Raw genomic sequence first — 22,256 nt, 5'->3', positions numbered from 1 at the left:
AGAGGCGCCTGGAACGCCTTGTTTATCGGTGCTAAGCCTTGGCCTAGTAGGTGGGGGCGGGCCCTGTGCCCCAAAACTCCTCCAGGGTGGCAAACCCAGATTGTTTGAAGGCCATCGCTTCTTCAACCCCAATGAAACGCAGGTGCCAGGATTCGTACCAGTAGCCCGTTGTTTCATGGTGCCACCAGGGATAGCGCACTACAAACCCGTACTCGTGAGCATGGTCTGCTACCCACATGGCTGCTGCCGTGTCCTTGAAACAGGGTTGAAGGTCGCACCCTGTGCCAGTTCCAATGTCAATGGCAAGGCCGGTTTGGTGCTCCGAATAGCCGGGGCGGGCAGAGGCGGTATCAGCATACTCTTGCCCCTGCTGGGCTACCCAGGTGGAATAGGTGCCCTGCTGGGTTTCATAGGAGCGGAAACCGCTGACCGTAAACATGGGGGCACCGTCAGCAGCAGCTGCTGCCATCATGCGCTCAGCTGCTTCTGCAGCCTCAGCCCGTAACTGTACGGACCCCACCGGCACCAGGTCGGCTGGGGCATAAGTAATCGGATTGAGGGGGTTTTGTTTATTGACCAAAACCGTCAGTGAGTCAGGTGAGCTGATATCTGCAGGACGCCGGGTAGCCCCGCTTCCAGCAGAAGGTAGAGGGCTTGCCGTGGGCGCCTGGCTGGTAGGGGCCTGGCTGGAACCGGCGGCCTCATCGATCGGGGTGGCCTGGTCTGATGGGGAGGCCGCCCCCGCAGAAGCTGGCGGGGGCGATGGGGCGGGGGAGGTGCCGTCCTCAGCCTGGCCACAGGCTACCAGGCCCACGGTGAGGGCGCAGAGCGGAGCTAGAAGGCGGGTACGGGTAGAAAAAGTCATGGGAGTCTTTACCTAATGCTTGCGGAGCAAGACTTTACGGATCTTATGGTCATGGGATTTTTGCAGAATCAGCTGGGCCCGGCTCCGGGTGGGGCGGACGTTCTCCCGCAGGTTAGGTTCGTTAATGGACCGCCAAATGCTCAAGGCCAGTTCCACCGCAGCCTCCTGGGAAAGGTCGGCGTACCGGCGGAAGTAGGAATGGGGATTGGTGAAAGCCGATTGTTGCAACTTCAAAAACCGCTGCACATACCAGGACTCAATATCCCGGGTAGAGGCATCGACATAGATAGAGAAATCAAAAAAATCAGCCAGGCTCAACGCTGAATTGTCATCAGCCCCTAACTTGGCCGGAGCAAGAACATTCAAACCCTCAACAATCAAGACATCAGGGCTGGTCACCTCGATACGCTCACCCTCAATGATGTCGTAGTACAGATGGGAATACTTAGGGGCGGTAACAAGCGGGGCACCAGACTTTACCTCAGAAACAAAGCGGAGCAGGGCCCGGCGGTCGTATGACTCAGGAAAGCCCTTCCGGCCCATAAGCCCCCTCTCTTCCAAGACGCGGTTGGGGTAGAGGAAGCCATCGGTTGTCACCAGCTGGACGTTGGGGGTCGAGGGCCAGCGGCGAAGCAGCTCCTGCAGGACACGGGCTGTTGTCGACTTGCCCACTGCCACCGAGCCAGCCACCCCAATGATGAAAGGAACCCGCTGGCCGCTCATACCCAAAAAATCGTCCGTGACCCGGTTGGTATGGGTTGCTGCATCAACATACAGATTCAAGAGGCGAGAAATCGGGAGGTAGACCTGGCTGACCTCATCCAGGTCAATTGTGTCACCCAAACCGCGCAGCTGGGCGACCTCATCCTCGGTCAAGGGTACAGAAATCTCCTGGGCCAGGCGGGACCAGGTTTCTCGATCAAGCTCCCGAAAGGGGGAAAGCTTCGGTTGAGGCGGGGTGGTACTCATTCACCCCAGTCTACGGGGCACCAAGTAGCGGGTCTATTGTGACAAAGTGCTGTCTAGAAAAAAACCCTCAATCGCGACACTGTGGCCAACGCGTCAAGTTCACCTCAGCCCTCTACCTGTCTATGCCTGTAATATGACATTTATGTGTGGAATCGTAGGATACGTAAGTCTCGGCACTGCCGCAGACGGTAAGAAATTTGACCATACCGCATATGATGTGGTTCTCGAAGGTTTGCGCCGCCAGGAATACCGCGGCTATGACTCAGCTGGCGTCGCCCTCATCGGTGACAATGGCATCGAATTCCGAAAGAAGTCAGGCAAGCTAGCCAACCTCGAAGCAGAAGTAGCAGCTAACCCCCTTCCTGAAACCACTATCGGCATTGGTCACACTCGCTGGGCTACCCACGGTGGCCCCACCGACAACAACGCTCACCCCCACGTCGTCGACAACGGCCGCCTGGCCGTCGTCCACAACGGCATTATCGAAAACTTCGCAGAACTGCGTGCAGAACTGGTTGAAGAAGGCGTCGAATTCAAGTCCCAAACCGACACTGAAATCGCAGCCAACCTGATCGCCTCCATCTACAACAAGCTGGAGAAGAAGGACCTCACCGAGGCCGTCCGTCAGGCTTCAAACCGCCTCGAAGGTGCCTTCACCATCCTGGCCACCCACGTAGACTGCCCCGACCGCGTCGTAGCAACCCGCCGCAACTCACCCCTGGTCATCGGCCTGGGCGAGAACGAAAACTTCCTGGGTTCAGACGTCTCCGGCTTCATCGACTACACCAAGAAGGCAGTCGAAATGGGCCAGGATCAGATCGTAACCATCACCGGCAGCGACTACTCCATCATCGACTTCGAGGGCTTCCCCGCCCACGGCAAGGAATTCACCATCGAATGGGACGCCGCAGCCGTCGAAAAGGGTGGCTTTGATTCCTTCATGGAAAAGGAAATCCACGAACAGCCCGCCGCCGTCCGTGACACCCTGCTCGGCCGCCTGGACGAAAAGGGCAACCTGACCCTGGACGAGCTCAAGATTGACGACTCTATCCTGCGTTCTGTCAACAAGATCATCGTCGTAGCCTGTGGTACTGCAGCCTACGCAGGCCAGGTCGCCCGCTACGCCATCGAACACTGGTGCCGTATTCCCACCGAGGTCGAACTGGCCCACGAGTTCCGCTACCGCGATCCCATCGTCGATGAGAAGACCCTGGTAGTAGCCCTCTCCCAGTCCGGCGAAACCATGGATACCCTCATGGCCGTCCGCCACGCCCAGGAACAGGGCGCCAAGGTTGTTTCTATCTGTAACACCAACGGCTCTACCCTGCCCCGCGAAGCAGACGCAGCGCTCTACACCCACGCGGGCCCCGAAATCGCTGTTGCCTCCACCAAGGCCTTCCTCTCCCAGATCGCTGCCGCCTACCTGCTCGGCCTCTACCTGGCCCAGCTGCGCGGCAACATGTTCAAGGACGAAATCCGTTCCATCCTTGAAGAACTGCAGAAGATGCCCGAGAAGATCCAGGCCGTCATTGACAACGAGCAGCAGGTCAAGGACCTCGGCACCTCCATGAAGGACGCCAAGTCCGTGCTCTTCCTGGGCCGCCACGTTGGCTTCCCCGTAGCCATGGAAGGCGCCCTCAAGCTCAAGGAAATCGCCTACCTGCACGCCGAAGGTTTCGCAGCTGGCGAGCTCAAGCACGGCCCCATCGCCCTGGTGGAAGAAGGCCAGCCCATCTTCGTCATCGTCCCCTCACCCAACGGCCGCGATTCCCTGCACTCCAAGGTTGTATCTAACATCCAGGAAGTCCGCGCTCGCGGTGCAGTGACCATCGTGATTGCTGAAGAGGGCGACACCGCTGTTGAGGAACACGCAGATCACATCATCCGCATTCCTTCCTCACCCAGCCTGCTCCAGCCCCTGCTCTCCACTGTGCCCCTGCAGATTTTTGCCTGCTCAGTGGCTCATGCCAAGGGCTACGACGTTGACCAGCCCCGTAACCTGGCTAAGTCAGTAACCGTCGAGTAAAGCGCTTGTCGTAAAGACAGGAGGACCCCGTGCCCTATCAAGGTACGGGGTCCTTTTTGTCTCCCTCAACAGGGGCGTAGAATGAGCCGAAGACCTCTTCCAACAGGCACCGGGATAAAGGAGAAGCCGCCGTGATTATTGGTACCGGCACGGACGTCGTCAATATAGAGCGATTCGCAGCCCTGCTTGAGCGCACCCCGGCCCTGCTGGAGCGGCTTTTTGTGCCGGGGGAGCGGGGGCTGCCCGTCCGCTCCCTAGCTGCCCGTTTTGCTGCGAAAGAGGCTCTGGCTAAGGCCCTGCGGGCTCCGGCAGGTATGTCCTGGCACGATTGCTGGGTTGAAAAAGATCAGGACGGGGCCCCCTACCTGGTCGTGCGGGGGACCGTTGCTGCCCGGGCAACAGAACTAGGAATCAACCGTCTTCACCTGACCATGAGCCACGATGAGCCTCTTGCCACCGCAACCGTGCTGGCTGAACACCTCAGTAAAGACGAAGTCATCAGGCTTATGCAGATCGATCCCCTGGGCCGGGGACTGCTGGAACCCTGTGAGGAGGAGGAAAAATAAGATGGACACTCCGAAAGAACTAATCTACTGGGATTTTCAGCGCTATGTCACCGCCCCCACCGCTGCCTCCCATAAGTACACCCGCGGGGTGCTGGGCCTGCTCACCGGTAGCGATACCTACCCCGGAGCGGCCCTGATGTCTGCCCGGGCAGCTGTCAATACCGGAGTCGGCATGGTGCGGTTTGCCGGAGCCCCCTCCCTCAATTTTCAGGTCCAGCTGAGCGTGCCTGAGGCAGTCTGCACGGTGGGGGAGCCGGAGAACCTGCGCGTGGACGCCTGGGCTCTTGGGTCAGGGCTGGTGGGCGAGGCCCGGGAGGCCGAGGCTATCACTGTCATCGGCACGGGCCTGCCGGCAGTGCTGGATGCTACAGCCGTGACCCTGACGGCCCGCCTGGTTGCCGATGGGTTCAGGCTCCAGGCCCACCATATCCTGACCCCGCATGCTGGGGAAACGGTCGATGCCCTGACCTGGCTAGCTGCGCTGGCCCCGTCCTTAGTGGCTGAAGGCCCCGGGGCATTCAGCGAGGCCCCGACCCGCACCGAGGTGGAGGCCGACCCTGCCCGCTATGCAGCCGTGCTGGCACGGGCAACCGGGGCAACCGTCCTGCTCAAGGGCAGCAGAACCATCTTTGCAACCCCCACCGGTGAACTTTTCCAGATCACCGGCCAAAACCATTGGCTGGCCACAGCAGGAAGCGGAGATACTCTGACCGGTTTACTCGGTGCTCTTCTAGCCCGCTACCAGGCAGAAGATTTTCGCCCCGGGAGCCAACCAACTGATTATGCCCTGCTAGCTGCTGCGGCAGTCTATCTTCACCAGAAGGCAGCAGGGCTGGTTCACGGGGCCGGAAAATCTGGGCCGACCCCACCCACTCTCGTCGCCCAGAAGATCCCAGAGGCTGTGGCCATATTTCTTGAACAATAAACCAACGACACAGGCCGGTTACCACTAACGGTAACCGGCCTGTAGTCCGTCAAATTCTAGTAGGCGCCGTCCTTAGCGAAGACCGCACGGACCGTCCGCACCAGGATCATCATGTCAGCCATGACAGACCAATTTTCAACGTAGTAGAGGTCAAGGCGGATGGATTCTTCCCAGGAAAGATCAGAACGGCCTGAGACCTGCCAGAGGCCGGTAATGCCGGGCTTTACCAGCAGGCGGCGGTAGGCGTCCTCCTCGTAGAGGGCAACTTCAGATTCCAGCGGCGGGCGGGGGCCCACCAGGGACATATCGCCCACAAAGACGTTCCACAACTGGGGCAGCTCGTCGATGGAGTACTTGCGGATAAACTTACCAATCTTGGTAATACGGGGATCATCAGCCATCTTAAAGAGCACCCCGTTGCCCTCGTTCTGGTCCATCAGCTCCTTTTTGAGTTCCTCGGCGTTAGTGACCATGGAACGGAACTTGATCATGTGGAAGGAGGTTCCCCGGTAGCCAACGCGCTCCTGGAAGAAAAAGATGGGGCCACCATCTGACTTGACGATAGCTGCCACGATCAGGAAGAGGGGGGAAAGGAGGACAATGCCCAGGCCCGAGGCGAGCACATCGATGGCCCGCTTGCAGATAGCCTGGACGCCCTCCAGACGGGGGGTGCTGACGTGAATCAGGGGGATACCGGAGAGGGGCTGGGTGTGGATGCGGGGGCCGGCAATGTCGGTCATGGCCGGTGCCATAATCAGGGCGACGTGGGCAGCAGCCAGGGCCCAGCCCAGACGGCGCAGCTCAGTGGGGGTCAGCCCGTGGCCGGTTGAGACTGCAACGGCATGGATATTGTTGGCCCGCACCACCTCCAGGACGTGGGCGGCATCGGGGGAGTAGCCCAGGGTGGGGATAGCCCCGTTAGCTAGCTGGGTTCCGTGGGGTTCCCGGGGCAGGTAGGCGGCGACGGGGCTGAGGCCGGAGGCCTGGGCGTCCATCAAGTTGTTGTAGAGGTGGTTGCCAGAATCAAGGTCGCCGACAATCATGACGCGGGAGAGCAAACGGCCTTCGCTGCGGACCTTGACCAACCAGCGGCGGACCAACCAGCGGGCCAGCAGCAAGAGGGCGATGCCCATCGGGTAGGAGATCAGCAGGTAGGCGCGGGCAAACTCAATTTTGGTGAGGTAGGCAAAAATTGCGATGGAGCAGTAAAAATAGGTAGTCGATTTGACGACCAGACGGTACTCATCGGTGCCGTGGCCCAGGTAGCGGATGTTGCGGGTCTTGGCCAGGGTGAGAACCAGGAGCCATGAAATCCCTAGGATGATGCCGGTGCCCACATACCCGAAGGGCAAATCGAACTGGCCGAAGACTCGGGAGTCTTCAAAGCCGAAAATAATGATGTGGCTCAGCGCCATAGCTACTGCGATGGTAACTACGTCCGCCAGGTAAAGGGCACCTTTAAGTTTGCGGTGCCAAGTGCGCCGGTTGCGAGTTTCAGCCCAGCGCTCTTCTATGTATTCTTCATTCACTTGTGTCCCCTAAAGACAAGAGATGGCCCCCAGGGAATAAGTGCGAATGGTAGGGGGTCAAAACTGCCGTGTATTCAGCTTAAATACTACCCTGCCTAGGGGATCTGGGCGGGGCATACAAGAGTGCAATTTGCTTCACATCAAAAATAATTATGCTGACAGGACGGGGGTTAGGCCTGCCTTATCAAGGATGAAATCGATGATGGGCTGGTAGAGGTGGGGAGGAAGATTGTCATCCATGGGGACAGCTACCAGAATCTGCCCCTGTTCCTTGGAAATGAAGAGGCCGGGGTCGTTGCAATCGGCAATGCCCAGGGTTGGGAGACCGGCGGAGGCTGCGAAACCTGCCATGCCGTGGTCGGCGACCACCAGGTCGGGGGTGATGCCCCGGGCCTCTAGCTGGGTAAGGGCGATTTTCATGGGGCCGGGGAAATGGGTGTGCTGCAGATTCCCGTACTGCTCAAACATGACCACCTTGAAGATCTGGCGGATATCGCCGTCCAGGAACTTGTCGCCCTCTTCAATGGTGAGGACGGTCGCGCCGGCCGCCTGGGCTGCTGCAGCGAGGTGGGCGTAGATGGGGAAGAGCCCGGCAGGGTGGCCGGTGCCGAAGAGGATCGACTTCTTGGCTCTGACAGCCTGACCAAAATGTTCGGCGTATTCAGTCAGTGCGTCGATGCAGAGCTCAGCGCTGATGGTGTCCTGGCCGGTAAGGTGCTGGCGGTCAGGATTGTTGCCACAGCGGCGAACCATCACGTCAAAGACCTGGTCAAAGGTCCAGTCTCGGGTCCAGGTGACGCCGAATTCTAGGTGCTCGTTGCCGTCCACAAACCCCTGCATGTGGGCCAGGTTGTTTTCCCGGGCAGTGGCGACATTACCGGTAATCTTCGAAGCGTTGAGATAGGCGGCAAATTCTTCACGGGACATAGAAAAAGTCATGTGGGCTCCTAGGAGGATCGTAAACGGGTGTAGAGATGATTAAGTTTGCTGGCTGTCACCTGCCAGGTGAAGGAACGGGCTCGGCGGGCACCGGCTGCCCCCAGGGAGCTGCGGGCTTCTGGGGAGCGCACCAAGTCTTCGATGGCTGCCGCCCAGGCACTGGCGGTACGTTCAGCAACCAGGCGGCCGGAGTAGCCGTCCGCAACCGCCTCCACCAGGCCATCGACCTTACTGGCAAGGACGGGCGTACCACAGGCAGAGGCCTCTAAGGCCACCAGGCCAAAGGTTTCAGAAGATGAGGGGACTGCCACGATATCGGCCCGACGGAAGGCCGCTGCAAGGTCCTTCGGGGCCAGGGGGGCCGTAAGCCGCACCCGGTCTCCCAAGCCAAGTTCAGCTGCCCGGTCCAGGAGCTGCCGGGCATAACCGTCCGCCGAAGCCCCCGAAATAGTCAGGGAAACCTTGAGATCAGCAGGGAGCAGGGCCAGGGCCTCAACCAAAAGATGGGGCCCCTTCAAGGGCTGGAGACGGCCGGCAAAAAACACCTCAGCGGTATCACAACTACCAGCATGGGCAGGGCCCTCGCCAGGTACCGGGAAGAAAATCTGGTTATCAGCGCCAGGGGCTACCACCACTAGCTGCTGCTCTTGCGCCCCATAGTAATCCCGCATCTGCTGGGCCTCATACTCGGTGTTGACCACCAGGGCAGCGGCCCGACGCACCAGCACCTGCTCACCACGCAAACGGACCTCAGGTTCCGGACGCTCGCCGTCCCCTAACCGGGAATTCTTGGCGGCTGCAGTGGTGTGCATGGTATGAACAAGCGGCACCTGAGGGTAGGCGGCCAGGGCCGCCAGACCCGAAAGCCAGTAGTGGCTGTGTATTAGCTGGGGCGGACGTTCTGCGGTGGCTCGAACCGCCAGGGCAAAGCCCGGAACCAGCTCAGGCAAATCTTCCTTCCGGGCCCCCTCAGCCTCAGGTAGATACAGCGCAGTTACGGTAGCCCGCTCGTGATACCGCACCTGCCCCGCCTGCTGACGGTCAGTCGCCAGCGTAAATACCTCAACCGTCAACTGCGGGCAGACCTCAAGAAGGGCCGCCAAAGAACGCTCAATATAAACATTCATCCCCCCCGCGTCCCCAGAACCCGGCTGAGCCAAAGGGGAGGTATGCAAGGAGAAGATATGCAGGTGTAAGGGCTGAAGAGTATCCACGGTCTTTAGTCTAGTGGGTGCTGGGCAACCGAGCAGGGTGGGGGATCCGCCGAACCTCAAGCTCCAGCCTGCCAGCCCGGGAACAAACGGAGAACTGCACTAAGCTAGGAGGAACAGTAAGTACAGCCCAAGGAGGGACGCATGTCGATGGAAAACCTATACCGGCAACACGGCTTTATTCCGCTGGACGCCCCCGGGGAGGCCGAACGCCTTGCCATCATCGACTGCGACGCCCTTGAACACAACGTCCGCCACATCAAGGCCCTGCTCGGGGAAAGGGCCCTCATCGCCGTGGTTAAGGCAGACGCCTACGGCCACGGGGCGATCGACGTAGCCCGCTCAGCAATAGCCGCGGGAGCAGACTACCTGGGGGTCGTCCACGTCAGTGAAGCTGAGAAACTCCGCCAAGCCGGAATCACCGCCCCCCTGATCGCCTGGCTCCACACCCCCCGCACCAACTTTGACAAGGCCCTGGCCCTCGACCTGGAACTGGGCTTCTCCCACGCAGATGAGCTCACCCGCATCTGCTCTGCCGCCCGTAAAGCCGAGCGGAGCCAGCCCGTCCGCCTGCACCTGAAAATTGATACCGGCCTTGGCCGCAACGGTATCCCGATGGCCGAACTACCAGCGCTCGCAGCAGCCGCCCGGGCAGCGGAAGAGCAAGGCCTGGTGAAAGTCGTGGGAATCATGACCCACCTGGCTGTTGCCGATGAACCTGCCCGCCCAGAAACAGCTGAGCAGGTAGCAGCCTTTGAGCGGGCCGGGCAGATCGTCCAGCAGGCCGGACTCACCCCGCACATCCGCCACCTGGCCAATAGCCCCGCAACCCTCCACCTCGGAATGCAGGCGGGGGCAGACCCGGCTACAGAGCAAGGAATTATGCAGGACGCTGTCCGGGTTGGCTTGGGCATCTACGGGCTCTCCCCCCTGGCTGGCACAACCTCAGCTGACCTGGGGCTCAAACCGGTGATGCACCTGCAAACATTCATCAACGCGGTCAAGGAGGTCCCCGCCGGTCAGGGTGTCTCTTACGGCCTCAACTATGTCACCGACAAGCCCACCACCTTGGCTCTGGTCCCCGTAGGGTACGCCGACGGTGTTCCCCGGGTTGCTACCGGTGGGCCAGTCCGAATCTACCCGGCTGGCCGCCCCGCCAAAACCTACCGGGAAGTTGGTCGAATTGCTATGGACCAGATGGTCATTGACCTGGGCGAACCCGGCCTCACTGACCCTGCCGCCGGCTTCCTCGGGGCCCCAGCCGTCCTCTTCGGCTCTGGGGCCAACCCCCCGGTAGAAGAGTGGGCAGATGCTGCAGGCACCATTAACTACGAAGTTGTCACCCGGATCTCACCGCGCATCACCCGCATCAGCGTCGGCGGGTCCTGGCGCACCCGCAAAGCAGAAGGGGAAGCATAACCGTGAGCGAGCTCGTCCTTGACCTAGAAATTACCGGCCCGGCCCACACCCGCGCCGTCGCCCTGGCCCTGGCCCCCCTGCTCACGAAGGGGGACGTCCTCATCCTGACCGGTGAACTGGGGGCCGGAAAAACCACCTTTACCCGCTCCCTCGGTGAGGGACTAGGGGTGCGCGAAGGCGTCATTTCCCCCACCTTCGTGCTCTCCCGCGTCCACCCCAACCTCCCGGACGGCCCCCGCCCCGGCGGCCCCGACCTGGTGCATGTGGACGCCTACCGCCTAGCTTCATCTGAAGAACTCGATGACCTTGACCTCGAATACTCCCTAGAGCGCTCCGTCACCGTCATCGAATGGGGCAGGGACAAGGCAGAACACCTGTCAGACTCTATCCTCGATGTGGAATTCACCCGTGTCACCGGCGCCGACCTGGCCGAAACCGACCCCTACGCCCTCTACGCCCCCGGAAGCTGGGAAGAAGAGGACGAGGACGACGGCGCCCCCGAACCCCGCCGCCTGCGCCTCATCGGGAACGGAAAACGCTGGGAAAATGTTTGGGATGAGTTGGTAGAGAAGCTGAGCGAGATAGAGGGGATGAGCACCTAGATTCCGAGCGCGCGAGGAAAATAAATCTCGGTGCTCATCACCAGCGATTCACGCCCCGCCTAACGGCGGATTCCGTTCGCTCTTATGTGCTGACGCACCCGCTCACTTCATCCGAGCCAGCAGCTTCGCTGCGAGCCCGCGGTGCGTCAGGAAATACCTATCACATAGTCCCCGAGCCTAAACACGCTAGACTGGTGGGGTGCTTATTCTTGCTCTTGATTCATCCGCTATAGCTTCTGTGGCTCTGGGCCGTCTCGATGGTAACCAGCTGACCCTGCTTGCCTCACGGGCGACCGAAGACACCCGCTCCCACGCTGAGGTCATGTCTCCCTTTGTGGCTGAGGTTCTGGCTGAGACAGGAGTATCGGGCCAGGATATCGATGCCGTCATCACCGGTACCGGCCCCGGTCCCTTCACCGGCCTGCGCGCCGGTATCGTTACCGCACGTTCCCTGGCCTTTGCCTGGAGCAAGCCCCTGTATGGAATCATGAGCCTGACCGCCCTGGCCGAGAGAGCAGAAGCTGCCGCGCGGGCGTCCGGTCACACCCGTTTTTTGGTGGCGTCAGATGCCCGCCGTAAGGAAATATACTCGGCTGTCTATCAGCTGACCGAGGACGGCTACCAGCTTGAAAGCGGCCCCACCGTCGGCCCGGCCAGCGAGGCTCCCGCCCTGCCCGCCTATGGGTTCGGCACCTCCCTCTACCCTGAGGTTCTGGACGCCCAGCCCGGCTTTGAGCATACCCAGCCGGACGCCGCCGCCCTCCTGGCCGCCGCAGCCCGCCTGGGCCTGGCGCAGCTGAGCACCGACACTAGCGCCCTCTACCTGCGGGAATCTGATGCCAAGGTCCCGGCTGCCCGTAAGAAGGCCAGCGCCTAATGCTGCTGACCGACCTGCCCAAGGGCCTGGCTGATGGGGCTCGGGCCCGGGAAATGACCCTGCACGATGTGCCTGCCGTCCACACCCTAGAACTTGAACTCTTCCCCGCCGACGCCTGGCCGCTGGATATGTTCTTAGCTGAAATTACCCACGAAACCCGGGGGTACGTCGTCCTTGAACTGCCAACAGATGCCGGGCCGCAGATTATTGGCTATGCCGGGCTCATGAGTGTAGCTGATACCGCCGATGTGCAAACCATTGCCGTGACCCCCGCTTTTGAGGGCCGTGGCTACGGGCGGGCCCTGCTCGATTTTCTGGCCCGCGAAGCAGCTGCCCGTGGCGCTGAACAGATGCTGCTGGAAGTACGCGCCGATAACCCCCGGGCCCAAGACCTCTATCTGAAAAACGGCTACCAGCAGATTCATGTGCGCCGCCGCTACTACAACGACGGGGTGGACGCCCTCATTATGCGCCGCGACCTGACCGAGATGACCCCTGCGCAAGGAGAAACCAGCCATGACCGCTAAGACCGAACCCCTGGTACTGGGCATTGAATCCTCCTGCGATGAAACCGGCATCGGTATTGTGCGGGGTTCTACCCTGCTCACTAACACGGTTTCGTCCTCCATGAATGAGCATGTGCGCTTTGGCGGCGTGATTCCCGAAATTGCCTCCCGCGCCCACCTGGACGCTCTGGTTCCTGCCCTTCAAGCAGCCCTGGATGAAGCCCAGGTCAGCCTGGACGATCTGGACGCTATCGCCGTGACCGCAGGTCCCGGCCTGGCCGGTGCCCTCATGGTCGGTGTCTCTGCCGCCAAGGCTCTGGCAACCGCCACCGGCAAGCCCCTCTACGGGATCAACCACCTGGTAGCCCATGTGGGGGTTGGCCTGCTCGATGACTGCGGTATCGAGGGGCATACGGCTGATTTTCTGGACGGCCTGCCCAGTGAAGGAATCGGGGCCCTGCTGGTCTCTGGCGGGCACACGGAAATTCTGGCCGTGCGCGATATTACCGGCGATGTTGAGCTACTGGGGGCTACCCTGGATGACGCCGCCGGTGAAGCCTACGACAAGGTAGCCCGCCTGCTGGGCCTGCCCTACCCGGGTGGGCCAGTGATTGACCGGGTGGCTGCGGACGGCAACGGGGCGGCTTTTGCTTTCCCGCGCGGCCTATCGACCCGCAAGTTCATGGGCACCGCCGAGGAACCTGGCCCCCACCGTTACGATTTTTCCTTCTCGGGCCTGAAAACCGCAGTTGCCCGCGTTGTTGAAGGCTTTGAAGCCCGGGGCGAAGAAGTTCCGGTTGCTGATATTGCCGCCTCCTTCCAGGAGGCTGTGGTCGATGTGATTACCAAGAAAGCTATGCTGGCCTGCACCGAGCGCGGCATTACCACCCTGCTGTTGGGTGGGGGAGTAGCCGCTAACTCGCGCCTGCGTGAGCTGACCGCCCAGCGCTGCGCCGAATACGGCATTAAGCTGGTCATTCCCCAGCTGAGCCTCTGCACCGATAACGGGGCTATGGTGGCTGCCCTGGGAGCTCGTCTGGTGTCAGAGGGACGGGAGTCGTCAGGCATTGACTTTACGGCAGATTCCTCCCTGCCCGTTACCACAATCTCCCTCTAAAGGGGCAGGTGGGCAAGCCCCCAGATGTGCAGGAGGGGATGAAGAGGAGACTTACAGCCCCTCGATAGCCTGGGCTGTGAGGTCGTCCACTACCGCCTGCAGGTTGCCGTCGTTTTCGGCAGCAACTCGGCGCTGGCGCTGGTAGCCTGCCCCCGTCAGGCAGATTCGCTCCACGTCAGCCAGCTCAGCAGCGCAGCCTAGGTCAGTGGCGATGCCCTCCAGCTTGTTGAGCAGCCCCAGGGTATCGTCGGTGACCAGGCGTTCGGTGTTCTGGTTATCAAGAATGACGATGGCTTCGGTGCCGTAGCGGGCAGCCCGCCACTTGTTTTCCTGCACATGCCAGGGTTTGAGGGGCTCAATGCGCTTACCTGCATCGAGCTGGCGGGAGAACCACTCCACCAGGCACTGGGTGAAGGCGGTCAGGGCGGTGATATCTCGGATAGAAGCCAGCCCGTCATAGGCCCGCATCTCCACCGTGCCGTACTTGGGAACGGGGCGCACGTCCCAGCGGTTTTCGCTGGGGTCGTCAATGACGCCGGTGACTACCAGATCATTGAGGTAGTCCTCGTAGTCCCCCCAGTCTTCAAAGGTGAAGGGCAGGCCCGAGGTGGGTAGCTGCTGAAAAATTTGGGCCCGCTGGGAGGCAAAGCCGGTATCTTCCCCCTCCCAGAAGGGGGAGGATGCCGAGAGGGCTAGTAGGTGGGGGTAGAAGTTGGTGAGCCCGTTGAGTACCGGCAGGGCCTTATCCCGGGAATCAACCCCTGTGTGCACATGGACCCCGTAGATAATCTGGCGGCGGCCCCAGAACTGAGATCGGTCGAGCACCCGCAGGTAGCGGTCCTTGTCTACGACTTTCTGGTCCAGGGCCCGGGAGAAGGGGTGGGTACCGGCTGAGAAGAAGGCCAGGCCCAGCTGGTCGGTCACTTCTTTGAGGACGCCGGTGGCCTGGGAGAGCTGGTCGGCCGCCTCGGCGGGGGTTCGGCAGATACCGGTAACTAGTTCAACGGTGTTGTTGAGAAATTCGCCGGTGATGTGGGCCCGGTGCGGGGCGGCGTCAAGAATGTGGGGGTTTTGCTCCCTCAGTAAGGCAAGCACTTCGTCGGCCCGGGAGGCCAGTTCCCGGGTTTCGGGATCAACGAGGGCGAGCTCCCATTCCACCCCAAGAGTGGACTGGTCTGAGGGGTGAAACATCATGTGCTGGCTCCAGGGTCTCGGTGGGGTGCTGGTTCTATCTTAGGGCCAGGAGCATAGCCAGGAGAATCTGGCTCCCACTGTGACGCCCCAGGTGAGATAGACGTAATAAATTAGGCTGGCTCAGCCCAGATAGCAAGGCGCTGGGAGTCTGATCCTGCACCTAGCCGGGTAAGAACCAGGGTGGCTTCTTTATGGGCAGCCCCCTTTTTCTTTTTCACCCCGGCCAGCAGGGTAGCCCGTAGCTTTTCGGGGATCACATCAACACCCCGTTTCTTAATGGTGAGTGAAGTGACCCCCTCTTCCTTGACCCAGCGGCGTAGCTTCTTCTCGTTCAGAGGCAGGGTGCCCAGGACGCGGTAGGTGCGGCCCAGGGGACTAACTACTGGGGAGTCTGAGGTCAGGTAGGCAATATTCTCATCGATCAGGGTGGCCCCGACCGTCCGCGCAAAATCCGCGACCAGGTGGGAACGTACCACCGCCCCGTCGGGCTCAATCAGGTAGGCGCCCAGGTCCGTTACTTCAAGCGGCTGCTCATCAGCGTTAGCCGGTAGCGGGGAAGTCATCTCACCCAGGACCTGCCGGGTGACGGCGTCCGCCCCCAACACGGTGGCCGAGCGGGCAACCCCGGGCCGGGCCAGGGCATTGAACCAGAGCACCACCTCAACCACGGAGCCGCCGTGACTGACCCACTCAGCCTCCACCCCGCTCGGGATCGCCTCGTGTGGCAGACCCGGGCCCAGCTTGACCCCCATGGGGATACCGCTGGCAGCCAGTTTCTCTAAGAAGGAGAAAGGAGGGGAGAAGGCCTCGGGGTCAAAGATCCGGGAGGTGGTTGAACCGCCCTCTACCTCGCGGCGGGCCGGATCCAGCCAGAGGGCTAAGACGCGCTCGCCGGTCACGGTCGTCAGCGTATTAAGGTCAACCTGCTCAACATCGCCCACCAGTACCTGGGCTGAGGGGTAGGGGGAGAGGTTGTGGGCTGTCAGGGCCGCTGTGGCGGGGTCGAGTTCGACGGACGTCACCGCCAATCCCGCGCGGGCAAAGGCTAGGGAATCTGCCCCCAGACCACAGCCCAAATCAGCAACAGATCTTAGCCCAGCCTCCACAAAGCGGGCAGCGTGATGGTCGGCAACCGCTGCCCGGGTGGCCTGCTCATAGCTGGCCTCGGTGAACAACATGGTGGAAGCCGCAGCACCAAACTTGGTGGCTCCCAGGGTTCGCAGGCGGGCTTGGGTGAGCAGGGCAGAGGAATCCTCGGCGCTGAAGCCCTGGGCCCGCAGCTTGCTGACGGTTTGTAGGGAGTCAGCCGGGTTGTAGGGGACGAGCTGGTCAAGCAGAGCCAGTTGGTCGGCTGAGAAAGGGTGGGCACCGGCGCGGGGGAAAAAGGTCATGTACTTAGTTTAAGGGGTGGGGGAAGACCTGCTGGTTCAGAAAGCGAAGGGCGGGGGAAGACCCGCTGAAAGCCGACTGGCTGGGTCTGGCGTGAATCGGGCGAGCCCCCAGGGCGAGCCCGAGAGGGTCAGTCGGCGCAAGAGGGTCTACCCCGCCCCGTCCCCAACCAATTAAGTTCCAGAACGCGCTCCGTCCTACCCCTTATCTGCCCTTCTTCCCGTGGGTAGTTTGGTGATGGGCTGGGTGGCCAGCGCCCAGACAGCTCCGCCCAGGGCACTGGAGCCAATGACGGTAAAGGCTACCGGGAGGGAGGAAACTAGCATGATGCCTGAGATAGCCAGGGGCCCGGCGACGCTAGCGACCTGGGAGAACATCGACCAGATGGAGAGAAACTTAGCCCGCCCGGTGTTGGGGGAGAGGTCTGCCCCGATGGTCATATTGATGCCAGCTCCGAAACCGTTGCCGATGGCCATGAGGGCAAGTCCCGCGATGAAGCCTGCGCTGGTGGGTGCTAGAGGGACAAGAAGGAAGCCGGCTCCAAAAAGGCCAAGGCAGAGGGCGAGGACGGCGGAGCGTCCGACCCGGTCTTTGAGGTAGCCGCCGGGAACCATAAGAAGCATTTCGAGGGCAGAGCTTAGGGCAACTGCCAGAGCGATCTGGGAGTCGCTCCACCCCAGGTGCAGGCCCCACAGGGCCAGGACGATGGGCTGGGTGACGCGGGCGACCGCCAGGGTGATGATACCCAGTCCCGCTACCCAAACGGCCGGCCAGCGGACAGCCAGGGCTAAATCTTCATCGGTGCGGTTGGAGCGGGCTGTGCTGGTGGCGGTGTCGAAGCGCTGGTTGAGCTTGCGGATGCGCAGGCAGAGGGTGGCTGAGGCAACGAGCAGGAGGGCGACTAGGAAAACCGTCCATAGGGGGAGCCAAATCAGCAGGAGGGCTGAGAGAAGAGGCCCCGCAAGGGAACCTGCCCGCTGGGCTCCGCCCAGAGCGGTCATGGCTTTGCCACGGTCGTGGGTATCAACAGTTTCAGCCAGTACCGATTGCCGGGCCAGACCCCAGGCCACGGTGGCAGGGACTCGGGCCATATGAGCGAAAAAGTAGAGCCACAGGGCCCCTACGAGGGGCAGGGCCAGGGAGATCGCGGAGAGGGTGAGGGCTCCGGTTGCGCTGAGGGTTGCCAGGGTCATGGCGCGTTTATCGCCCACTCGGTCGATAGCAGCCCCTACCGGGACGGTGCAGAAAAGAGCCAGGACGCCTGAGGCAGCTACCAGCAGGGAGGCCAGTTCTGGCGAGGCTCCCAGCCTGATGGCTGCCAGAATCTGGATGGGAACGACGGCCCCGAAACCAGCTGCAAAGAGGAAGGAGGGAACGAGCACCGGCCAGAAGATGAGTTTGAGCATGCTTGCCTTTCTTCCGGGGTGAAAGTCACGTCGACCTGTGTTTTAGGATACAACAGCCCGAGCCGGGACGGTGCGCTGACTGCGAAACCGGCGCCTTATCTTGCCCGTTGGGGGTGAGGGGAATAAAGTTTTAGTTAGCACTTGACCGCTGACAGTGCTAATAGGCAGCCGGTAGCACCGCGACGATACCTGGTCTTGCCGCTTTAGAGCTGTGTGGTCACCCCGTAAGTTTTACGCTGAGAACCCACTCAAAGGAGTACCTCACCATGGCTATCAAGCCCCTCGAAGACCGCATTGTTGTTCAGATCGTTGAAGCAGAGCAGACCACCGCATCCGGCCTGGTCATCCCCGATACCGCCAAGGAAAAGCCCCAGGAGGCTAAGGTTATCGCCGTTGGTCCCGGCCGCATTGACGACAAGGGCAACCGCATCCCCGTTGACGTAGCCGAGGGCGACGTCGTGATCTTCTCCAAGTACGGTGGCACCGAAGTTAAGTACGGTGGCGCTGAATACCTGATCCTCTCAGCCCGCGACGTCCTGGCTGTTGTCTCCTAAGTTCTAACGTCCCCTATCAACCGTTAGATCTGAAGAAGGAAGTAAGGATTCATGGCAAAGCAGCTTGAATTCAATGATGATGCGCGTAAGCACCTGCAGGCAGGTGTCGATAAGCTCGCCAACGCTGTCAAGGTAACCCTGGGCCCCCGCGGCCGAAACGTGGTGCTTGATAAGCAGTGGGGCGCCCCCATCATCACCAACGACGGCGTCTCGATTGCCCGCGAGATTGAACTGGAAAACCCCTACGAAAACCTGGGTGCCCAGCTCGCTAAAGAGGTCGCCACCAAGACCAACGACGTAGCCGGCGACGGCACCACCACCGCGACCGTCCTTGCCCAGGCCCTGGTCACCGAGGGCCTGCGAAACGTCACCGCTGGCGCTGCCCCCGGTGAAGTCAAGCGCGGTATCGAAACCGCCACCAAGCTGGTCTCTGAGCGCCTGCTGGCTAACGCCCGCGAAGTTAAGGGCGAAGAGGTCGCCCATGTGGCAGCTATTTCTGCCCAGTCCACCCAGATCGGTGAACTGCTCTCTGAAGCCTTCAGCAAGGTCGGCCAGGACGGCGTCATCACCATCGAGGACGGCTCCACCACCGAGATTGAACTCGAAGTTACCGAGGGTATGCAGTTCGATAAGGGCTACCTCTCACCCTCCTTCGTCACCGACCCCGAGCGGGCCGAGGCTGTTCTTGAGAACACCGCGATCCTGCTCTACCAGGGCAAGATTTCAACCGTAGCTGAAATCATGCCCGTGCTTGAAAAGATTGTTCAGGCCAAGAAGTCCATCACCATCATCGCTGAGGACGTAGACGGCGAAGCCCTCTCCACCCTGGTGGTCAACAAGCTCCGCGGCAACCTGGACGTCGTAGCGCTGAAGGCACCCGGCTTTGGCGACCGCCGCAAGGCAATTTTCCAGGACCTGGCTATCCTCACCGGCGGCACCGTCATCACCGGCGAACTGGGGATCACCCTGGAGGCCGTCACCCTGGACCAGCTTGGTTCAGCCCGCCGCGTGACCGTCACCAAGAACAACACCACCATCGTTGACGGCGGTGGCACCTCTGAGGCTGTTGCCGAGCGCGTTGACCAGCTCCGGGCCGAAATTGAGCGCGTTGACTCCGAATGGGACCGCGAGAAGCTCAAGGAACGTCTGGCCAAGCTGGCAGGCGGCGTCGGCGTCATCAAGGTCGGAGCTGCAACCGAGGTTGAAGCCAAGGAACGCAAGCACCGCATTGAGGACGCCGTATCCTCCACCCGCGCTGCCCTGGAAGAGGGCATTGTCGCCGGTGGCGGCACCGCCCTCGTCCATGCCCTGGCAGCCTTGGATGAGGTCAAGCTGGACTCCCACGACGCCCAGGTTGGTGTCGATATTGTCCGCCGGGCCCTGGTCCAGCCCCTGCGCTGGATTGCTGAGAACGCCGGTGAGGACGGCTACGTCGTTGCCTCCCGCGTCGCAGACATGCCCGTCGGCTCCGGCTTCAATGCCGCTACCGGCGAGTACGAAGACCTCATCGCCCGCGGCGTCATCGACCCCGTCAAGGTCACCCGTTCAGCCCTGGAAAACGCAGCTTCTATCGCTGCCCTGGTGCTGACCACCGAGACCCTGGTCGTTGAAAAGCCTGCTGACGAGGACGAAGACGAAAAGTAAGTCCCTCCTGTAGGTTTTAGGCCCGCTACCGTGAGCAACACGGTAGCGGGCTTTCTGCTCCCTAGAGTTTCACTGACCTGGTAGCTGAGATAGCATGCAACTTTGCAGATAATTCTGAACGGGCAGTATCAATAAGACCAGTCATAGGCGGCCTTTGGGGGAGGGTAGAGATAATGAGTGACCACCGTACCAGCGATGCACCTACACAAGGTAAGGCGCGTCCTCGAACCCAATCCCTGCCTGCGATCGTGCAAAAAGCCGAGCGGGCCTGGCGGCCTGAAATTCAGGGTCTGCGGGCGCTTGCCCTCCTGCTGGTAGCTGCCTACCACTTCTGGTTTGGCCGGGTCTCAGGCGGGGTTGACGTATTCTTGCTGGTCTCTGCCTTCCTGCTCACCGGCTCCTTTGCTCGCAAACTTGAGCGCAACCAACTCGTCGGCCCGGGCACCTTCTTCGGCCTGAAAACCCTCGTTTCCTACTGGGTTCATGTCTTCAAACGGCTCCTGCCCCTGGCCAGCCTCACCCTTGCCCTGACCCTTTTAGGAACCTCTTTTTTTATCCCGGCAGAAAGCTGGCTCTCGATTCTCGATGAGGCTAAGGCGGTTGCCCTCTACCAGCACCACCTCTGGTCCATAGAGAACACCGTGGATTACTACGCGGCAAATACTTCCGAAGCCTCGCCGCTGCGGCATTTTTGGTCCCTATCTATCCAGGGGCAAATGTACCTGCTCTGGCCAGCGCTCATGGTTCTGGTTGCCCTGGGGATAGGACGGCGGGGCAGTAGGTGGGGCCGTCTGGCCCTGACCCTAGGGTTCGGCCTGATCTTTGCCCTGTCTCTGACCTATTCGGTACAGGAGACTGCAACCAGCCAACAAACTGCCTACTTTGATTTCAAAGCCCGCCTGTGGGAGTTTGCCCTAGGCTCCCTGGTCGCCCTGTGGCTTCCTGCCCTGACCCTGCCCCGGTACCTGCGTGCCCTGCTGGGCTGGGTGGGAATAATCGCCATCGTTGCCTGCGGATTCGTGCTGGACGTCAACGGCACCTTCCCCGGCTATGTTGCCCTCTGGCCCACCCTAGCTGCCTCCCTGGTGATTATCGCTGGAGACACCGGCACCCGCTTCGGCCCCGAAAAGCTACTCACAGCCCGGCCGCTGCTCTTTATCGGTTCCTTCTCCTACGCCCTCTACCTGGTGCACTGGCCAATCCTGGTCTTCTACCTGGCCCAGACCCGCCAGGAAAAAGCCGGACTTTTTGCGGGACTGGTCTTGCTGGCACTCTCCGGTGTCTTAGCCTGGGCCCTGACCCAGCTGGTTGAAAAACCCCTGGGCTCCTGGGCCCTGCCCAACCGGTCGTCCTTAGCTTCCCTGGCCCTGATCGGGGCCTGCCTGGCCCTGGCCCTGGTCCCGGCCTCCACCTGGACCTCCACCATCCACCGTCAGGCTGCCCAGGCAGAAGCCCAACGCGAAGACAACAATGTTGGCGCGGCTGTACTTGACCCCTCCTTTGAATACCGGGGGGAGGAGGACGCCACCGTGATTCCTATCCGAGCTGTGCTCGATGCTGACTGGGCAGACCTCGGTACCTCCTGCACCGATGTCACTCCTGAGCTGGCCGTCCCCGACTCCCTGGCCGGGGACTGCACCTACGTTGCCTACTCGCCCCAGCCCACACGAACCATTGTGGCCTGGGGTAACTCCCACATGCAGATGTGGATGACGGCGATGCGTCCGCTCGCTCAAGCCCAGGGCTGGACGGTCCTTGCTCTGACCCGCCCCGGCTGCTTCCTTGGAGACACCGACAACGCAGCCTACGCCAGTGGCTTTGAATGTGACTCCTGGGCAAGAGACAGTGCCGCCTTCATCCAGGGCCTGGCCCCTGATACCGTCATGCTCCACGGCAGTAAAGCAGAGCCCAACCTGCCAGATGAACCTCTAACTGATGCAGAAAGCCACATCGGTCAGCTCACCTCAGCTGGAATCCAGGTCATTGGCCTGCGCGATACCCCGCGCATGGAAATCATGCACAAGGACTGCCTCGATGCCTTTGGCTCGGCAGACGACTGCCATATGAACCCCGGCCAGGACGTCACCGTCAACCCCCTGGCAGCGCTGGAACAGACCTACCCCGGCTTTGCCGCCCTGAACCTCTCAGACCTAATCTGCCCCGAGAACTCCTGCCCGGCCTCCATTGGCAATATCTACACCTACTTCGACTACGACCACATCACCGCAACCTACATCGAAACCCTGGGCCCCTACTTTGACCCGCGCCTTCTTGAAGCCCTGGAAAAGGCCGAAACTAGCCTACCGAGAAGCACCCAGCTGTAGCCTGCAGGTAGGGTCCATACGGACTGGGAATAGAAGAGCCTTGCAAGGGGTTTCAACCAGTACAACCCGGGAAAGCCCCCGGAAGTGAGTACACGGCACCCCGGTACCAGGTCCCACACTCGCACATCGGGGCTAACCCGACTAAGATTAAAGGCAGTGTCGCCCGCGTCCACCTGAACCCCTCGAAAGGTAGC

The 22,256-nt window shown here is 61.2% G+C and carries 19 protein-coding genes; 11 read left to right on the top strand and 8 right to left on the bottom strand.

What is annotated here, in order from left to right; all coding sequences use genetic code 11:
- Positions 1 to 43: 43 nt before the first annotated feature.
- Together ACMXX3_RS02290 and coaA are read right to left on the bottom strand one after the other, a co-directional pair.
- A complete protein-coding gene (locus tag ACMXX3_RS02290) occupies positions 44 to 865 on the bottom strand; it encodes a M15 family metallopeptidase (RefSeq protein WP_421083191.1) in 822 nt (273 codons plus the stop codon).
- A gap of 12 nt (positions 866 to 877) precedes the next feature.
- Entirely contained in the window at positions 878 to 1,834 is a 957-nt protein-coding gene (gene coaA, locus ACMXX3_RS02285; RefSeq protein ID WP_421083190.1) for a type I pantothenate kinase, read from the bottom strand.
- Positions 1,835 to 1,976: 142 nt separating this feature from the next.
- Here coaA and glmS point away from each other — a divergent pair, with 142 nt between their 5' ends.
- The 3 genes from glmS (at position 1,977) to ACMXX3_RS02270 (ending at position 5,351) form a co-directional block, all read left to right on the top strand.
- Positions 1,977 to 3,860, top strand: a complete 1,884-nt coding sequence (glmS, locus tag ACMXX3_RS02280; RefSeq protein ID WP_421083189.1) for a glutamine--fructose-6-phosphate transaminase (isomerizing) — start codon at positions 1,977 to 1,979, stop codon at positions 3,858 to 3,860.
- Positions 3,861 to 3,991: 131 nt separating this feature from the next.
- Positions 3,992 to 4,426 carry a holo-ACP synthase gene (locus tag ACMXX3_RS02275; RefSeq protein WP_421083188.1) on the top strand — a complete coding sequence of 145 codons (435 nt, stop codon included), beginning with the start codon at positions 3,992 to 3,994 and terminating at the stop codon, positions 4,424 to 4,426.
- 1 nt (position 4,427) lies between these two features.
- Positions 4,428 to 5,351, top strand: a complete 924-nt coding sequence (locus tag ACMXX3_RS02270; RefSeq protein ID WP_421083187.1) for an ADP-dependent NAD(P)H-hydrate dehydratase — start codon at positions 4,428 to 4,430, stop codon at positions 5,349 to 5,351.
- Positions 5,352 to 5,407: 56 nt separating this feature from the next.
- On the opposite strand, the gene ACMXX3_RS02265 is transcribed toward ACMXX3_RS02270, so the two are convergent.
- The 3 genes from ACMXX3_RS02265 to ACMXX3_RS02255 form a co-directional block, all read right to left on the bottom strand.
- On the bottom strand, positions 5,408 to 6,880 hold the full coding sequence (locus ACMXX3_RS02265; RefSeq protein ID WP_421083186.1) for a sugar transferase: 1,473 nt from the start codon (positions 6,878 to 6,880) through the stop codon (positions 5,408 to 5,410).
- Positions 6,881 to 7,030: 150 nt separating this feature from the next.
- Positions 7,031 to 7,819 carry a phosphatase gene (locus ACMXX3_RS02260; RefSeq protein WP_421083185.1) on the bottom strand — a complete coding sequence of 263 codons (789 nt, stop codon included), beginning with the start codon at positions 7,817 to 7,819 and terminating at the stop codon, positions 7,031 to 7,033.
- An 8-nt stretch (positions 7,820 to 7,827) separates the two neighbouring features.
- Complete coding sequence (locus ACMXX3_RS02255) at positions 7,828 to 9,033, bottom strand: glycosyltransferase (RefSeq protein WP_421083184.1); 1,206 nt, start codon at positions 9,031 to 9,033, stop codon at positions 7,828 to 7,830.
- Between the two features lie 147 nt (positions 9,034 to 9,180).
- On the opposite strand from ACMXX3_RS02255, the gene alr reads away from it, so the two are divergent.
- The 5 genes from alr (at position 9,181) to tsaD (ending at position 13,551) form a co-directional block, all read left to right on the top strand.
- Positions 9,181 to 10,449, top strand: a complete 1,269-nt coding sequence (alr, locus tag ACMXX3_RS02250; protein ID WP_421083379.1) for an alanine racemase — start codon at positions 9,181 to 9,183, stop codon at positions 10,447 to 10,449.
- Between the two features lie 2 nt (positions 10,450 to 10,451).
- Positions 10,452 to 11,051 carry a tRNA (adenosine(37)-N6)-threonylcarbamoyltransferase complex ATPase subunit type 1 TsaE gene (gene tsaE / locus ACMXX3_RS02245; RefSeq protein WP_421083183.1) on the top strand — a complete coding sequence of 200 codons (600 nt, stop codon included), beginning with the start codon at positions 10,452 to 10,454 and terminating at the stop codon, positions 11,049 to 11,051.
- Positions 11,052 to 11,250: 199 nt separating this feature from the next.
- The gene (gene tsaB / locus ACMXX3_RS02240) at positions 11,251 to 11,928 is read left to right on the top strand and encodes a tRNA (adenosine(37)-N6)-threonylcarbamoyltransferase complex dimerization subunit type 1 TsaB (RefSeq protein ID WP_421083182.1); all 678 of its coding nucleotides are present in this window, start codon (positions 11,251 to 11,253) and stop codon (positions 11,926 to 11,928) included.
- Positions 11,928 to 12,455, top strand: a complete 528-nt coding sequence (gene rimI, locus ACMXX3_RS02235; RefSeq protein WP_421083181.1) for a ribosomal protein S18-alanine N-acetyltransferase — start codon at positions 11,928 to 11,930, stop codon at positions 12,453 to 12,455. The genes tsaB and rimI overlap by 1 nt, the downstream gene beginning before the upstream one ends.
- Positions 12,445 to 13,551, top strand: coding sequence for a tRNA (adenosine(37)-N6)-threonylcarbamoyltransferase complex transferase subunit TsaD (gene tsaD / locus ACMXX3_RS02230; RefSeq protein ID WP_421083180.1), 1,107 nt, complete (start codon positions 12,445 to 12,447; stop codon positions 13,549 to 13,551). The genes rimI and tsaD overlap by 11 nt, the downstream gene beginning before the upstream one ends.
- Before the next feature lie 51 nt (positions 13,552 to 13,602).
- Here tsaD and ACMXX3_RS02225 read toward each other — a convergent pair whose 3' ends face one another.
- From ACMXX3_RS02225 to ACMXX3_RS02215, 3 genes are all read right to left on the bottom strand, one after another.
- Positions 13,603 to 14,745 carry a glutamate--cysteine ligase gene (locus tag ACMXX3_RS02225; protein ID WP_421083179.1) on the bottom strand — a complete coding sequence of 381 codons (1,143 nt, stop codon included), beginning with the start codon at positions 14,743 to 14,745 and terminating at the stop codon, positions 13,603 to 13,605.
- 110 nt (positions 14,746 to 14,855) lie between these two features.
- On the bottom strand, positions 14,856 to 16,136 hold the full coding sequence (locus ACMXX3_RS02220; RefSeq protein WP_421083178.1) for a THUMP-like domain-containing protein: 1,281 nt from the start codon (positions 16,134 to 16,136) through the stop codon (positions 14,856 to 14,858).
- A 195-nt stretch (positions 16,137 to 16,331) separates the two neighbouring features.
- The gene (locus ACMXX3_RS02215) at positions 16,332 to 17,540 is read right to left on the bottom strand and encodes an MFS transporter (protein ID WP_421083177.1); all 1,209 of its coding nucleotides are present in this window, start codon (positions 17,538 to 17,540) and stop codon (positions 16,332 to 16,334) included.
- Between the two features lie 266 nt (positions 17,541 to 17,806).
- Here ACMXX3_RS02215 and groES point away from each other — a divergent pair, with 266 nt between their 5' ends.
- The 3 genes from groES to ACMXX3_RS02200 all read left to right on the top strand — a co-directional run bounded on the left by groES (position 17,807) and on the right by ACMXX3_RS02200 (position 22,062).
- Positions 17,807 to 18,094, top strand: coding sequence for a co-chaperone GroES (gene groES / locus ACMXX3_RS02210; RefSeq protein WP_135013045.1), 288 nt, complete (start codon positions 17,807 to 17,809; stop codon positions 18,092 to 18,094).
- Positions 18,095 to 18,145: 51 nt separating this feature from the next.
- Positions 18,146 to 19,738 carry a chaperonin GroEL gene (groL, locus tag ACMXX3_RS02205; RefSeq protein WP_421083176.1) on the top strand — a complete coding sequence of 531 codons (1,593 nt, stop codon included), beginning with the start codon at positions 18,146 to 18,148 and terminating at the stop codon, positions 19,736 to 19,738.
- A gap of 173 nt (positions 19,739 to 19,911) precedes the next feature.
- Positions 19,912 to 22,062 (top strand): acyltransferase family protein, encoded by a 2,151-nt coding sequence (locus tag ACMXX3_RS02200; RefSeq protein ID WP_421083175.1) that lies wholly within the window; start codon positions 19,912 to 19,914, stop codon positions 22,060 to 22,062.
- Positions 22,063 to 22,256: the final 194 nt, after the last annotated feature.

Source organism: Rothia nasimurium, from assembly GCF_049068285.1.
GTDB classification, from domain to species: Bacteria; Actinomycetota; Actinomycetes; order Actinomycetales; family Micrococcaceae; genus Rothia; species Rothia nasimurium_I.
Note: the sequence above shows the minus strand (reverse complement) of the source record. Positions and strands in the feature narration are given on the sequence as shown.

Bases quoted from the DNA above. Each gene is read 5' to 3' on its own strand.
- ACMXX3_RS02290 (WP_421083191.1), bottom strand. From the start codon at position 865: ATGACTTTTTCTACCCGTACCCGCCTTCTAGCTCCGCTCTGCGCCCTC.
- coaA (WP_421083190.1), bottom strand. From the start codon at position 1,834: ATGAGTACCACCCCGCCTCAACCGAAGCTTTCCCCCTTTCGGGAGCTT.
- glmS (WP_421083189.1), top strand. From the start codon at position 1,977: ATGTGTGGAATCGTAGGATACGTAAGTCTCGGCACTGCCGCAGACGGT.
- ACMXX3_RS02270 (WP_421083187.1), top strand. From the start codon at position 4,428: ATGGACACTCCGAAAGAACTAATCTACTGGGATTTTCAGCGCTATGTC.
- ACMXX3_RS02260 (WP_421083185.1), bottom strand. From the start codon at position 7,819: ATGACTTTTTCTATGTCCCGTGAAGAATTTGCCGCCTATCTCAACGCT.
- alr (WP_421083379.1), top strand. From the start codon at position 9,181: ATGGAAAACCTATACCGGCAACACGGCTTTATTCCGCTGGACGCCCCC.
- rimI (WP_421083181.1), top strand. From the start codon at position 11,928: ATGCTGCTGACCGACCTGCCCAAGGGCCTGGCTGATGGGGCTCGGGCC.
- tsaD (WP_421083180.1), top strand. From the start codon at position 12,445: ATGACCGCTAAGACCGAACCCCTGGTACTGGGCATTGAATCCTCCTGC.
- ACMXX3_RS02225 (WP_421083179.1), bottom strand. From the start codon at position 14,745: ATGATGTTTCACCCCTCAGACCAGTCCACTCTTGGGGTGGAATGGGAG.
- ACMXX3_RS02220 (WP_421083178.1), bottom strand. From the start codon at position 16,136: ATGACCTTTTTCCCCCGCGCCGGTGCCCACCCTTTCTCAGCCGACCAA.
- ACMXX3_RS02215 (WP_421083177.1), bottom strand. From the start codon at position 17,540: ATGCTCAAACTCATCTTCTGGCCGGTGCTCGTTCCCTCCTTCCTCTTT.
- groES (WP_135013045.1), top strand. From the start codon at position 17,807: ATGGCTATCAAGCCCCTCGAAGACCGCATTGTTGTTCAGATCGTTGAA.
- groL (WP_421083176.1), top strand. From the start codon at position 18,146: ATGGCAAAGCAGCTTGAATTCAATGATGATGCGCGTAAGCACCTGCAG.
- ACMXX3_RS02200 (WP_421083175.1), top strand. From the start codon at position 19,912: ATGAGTGACCACCGTACCAGCGATGCACCTACACAAGGTAAGGCGCGT.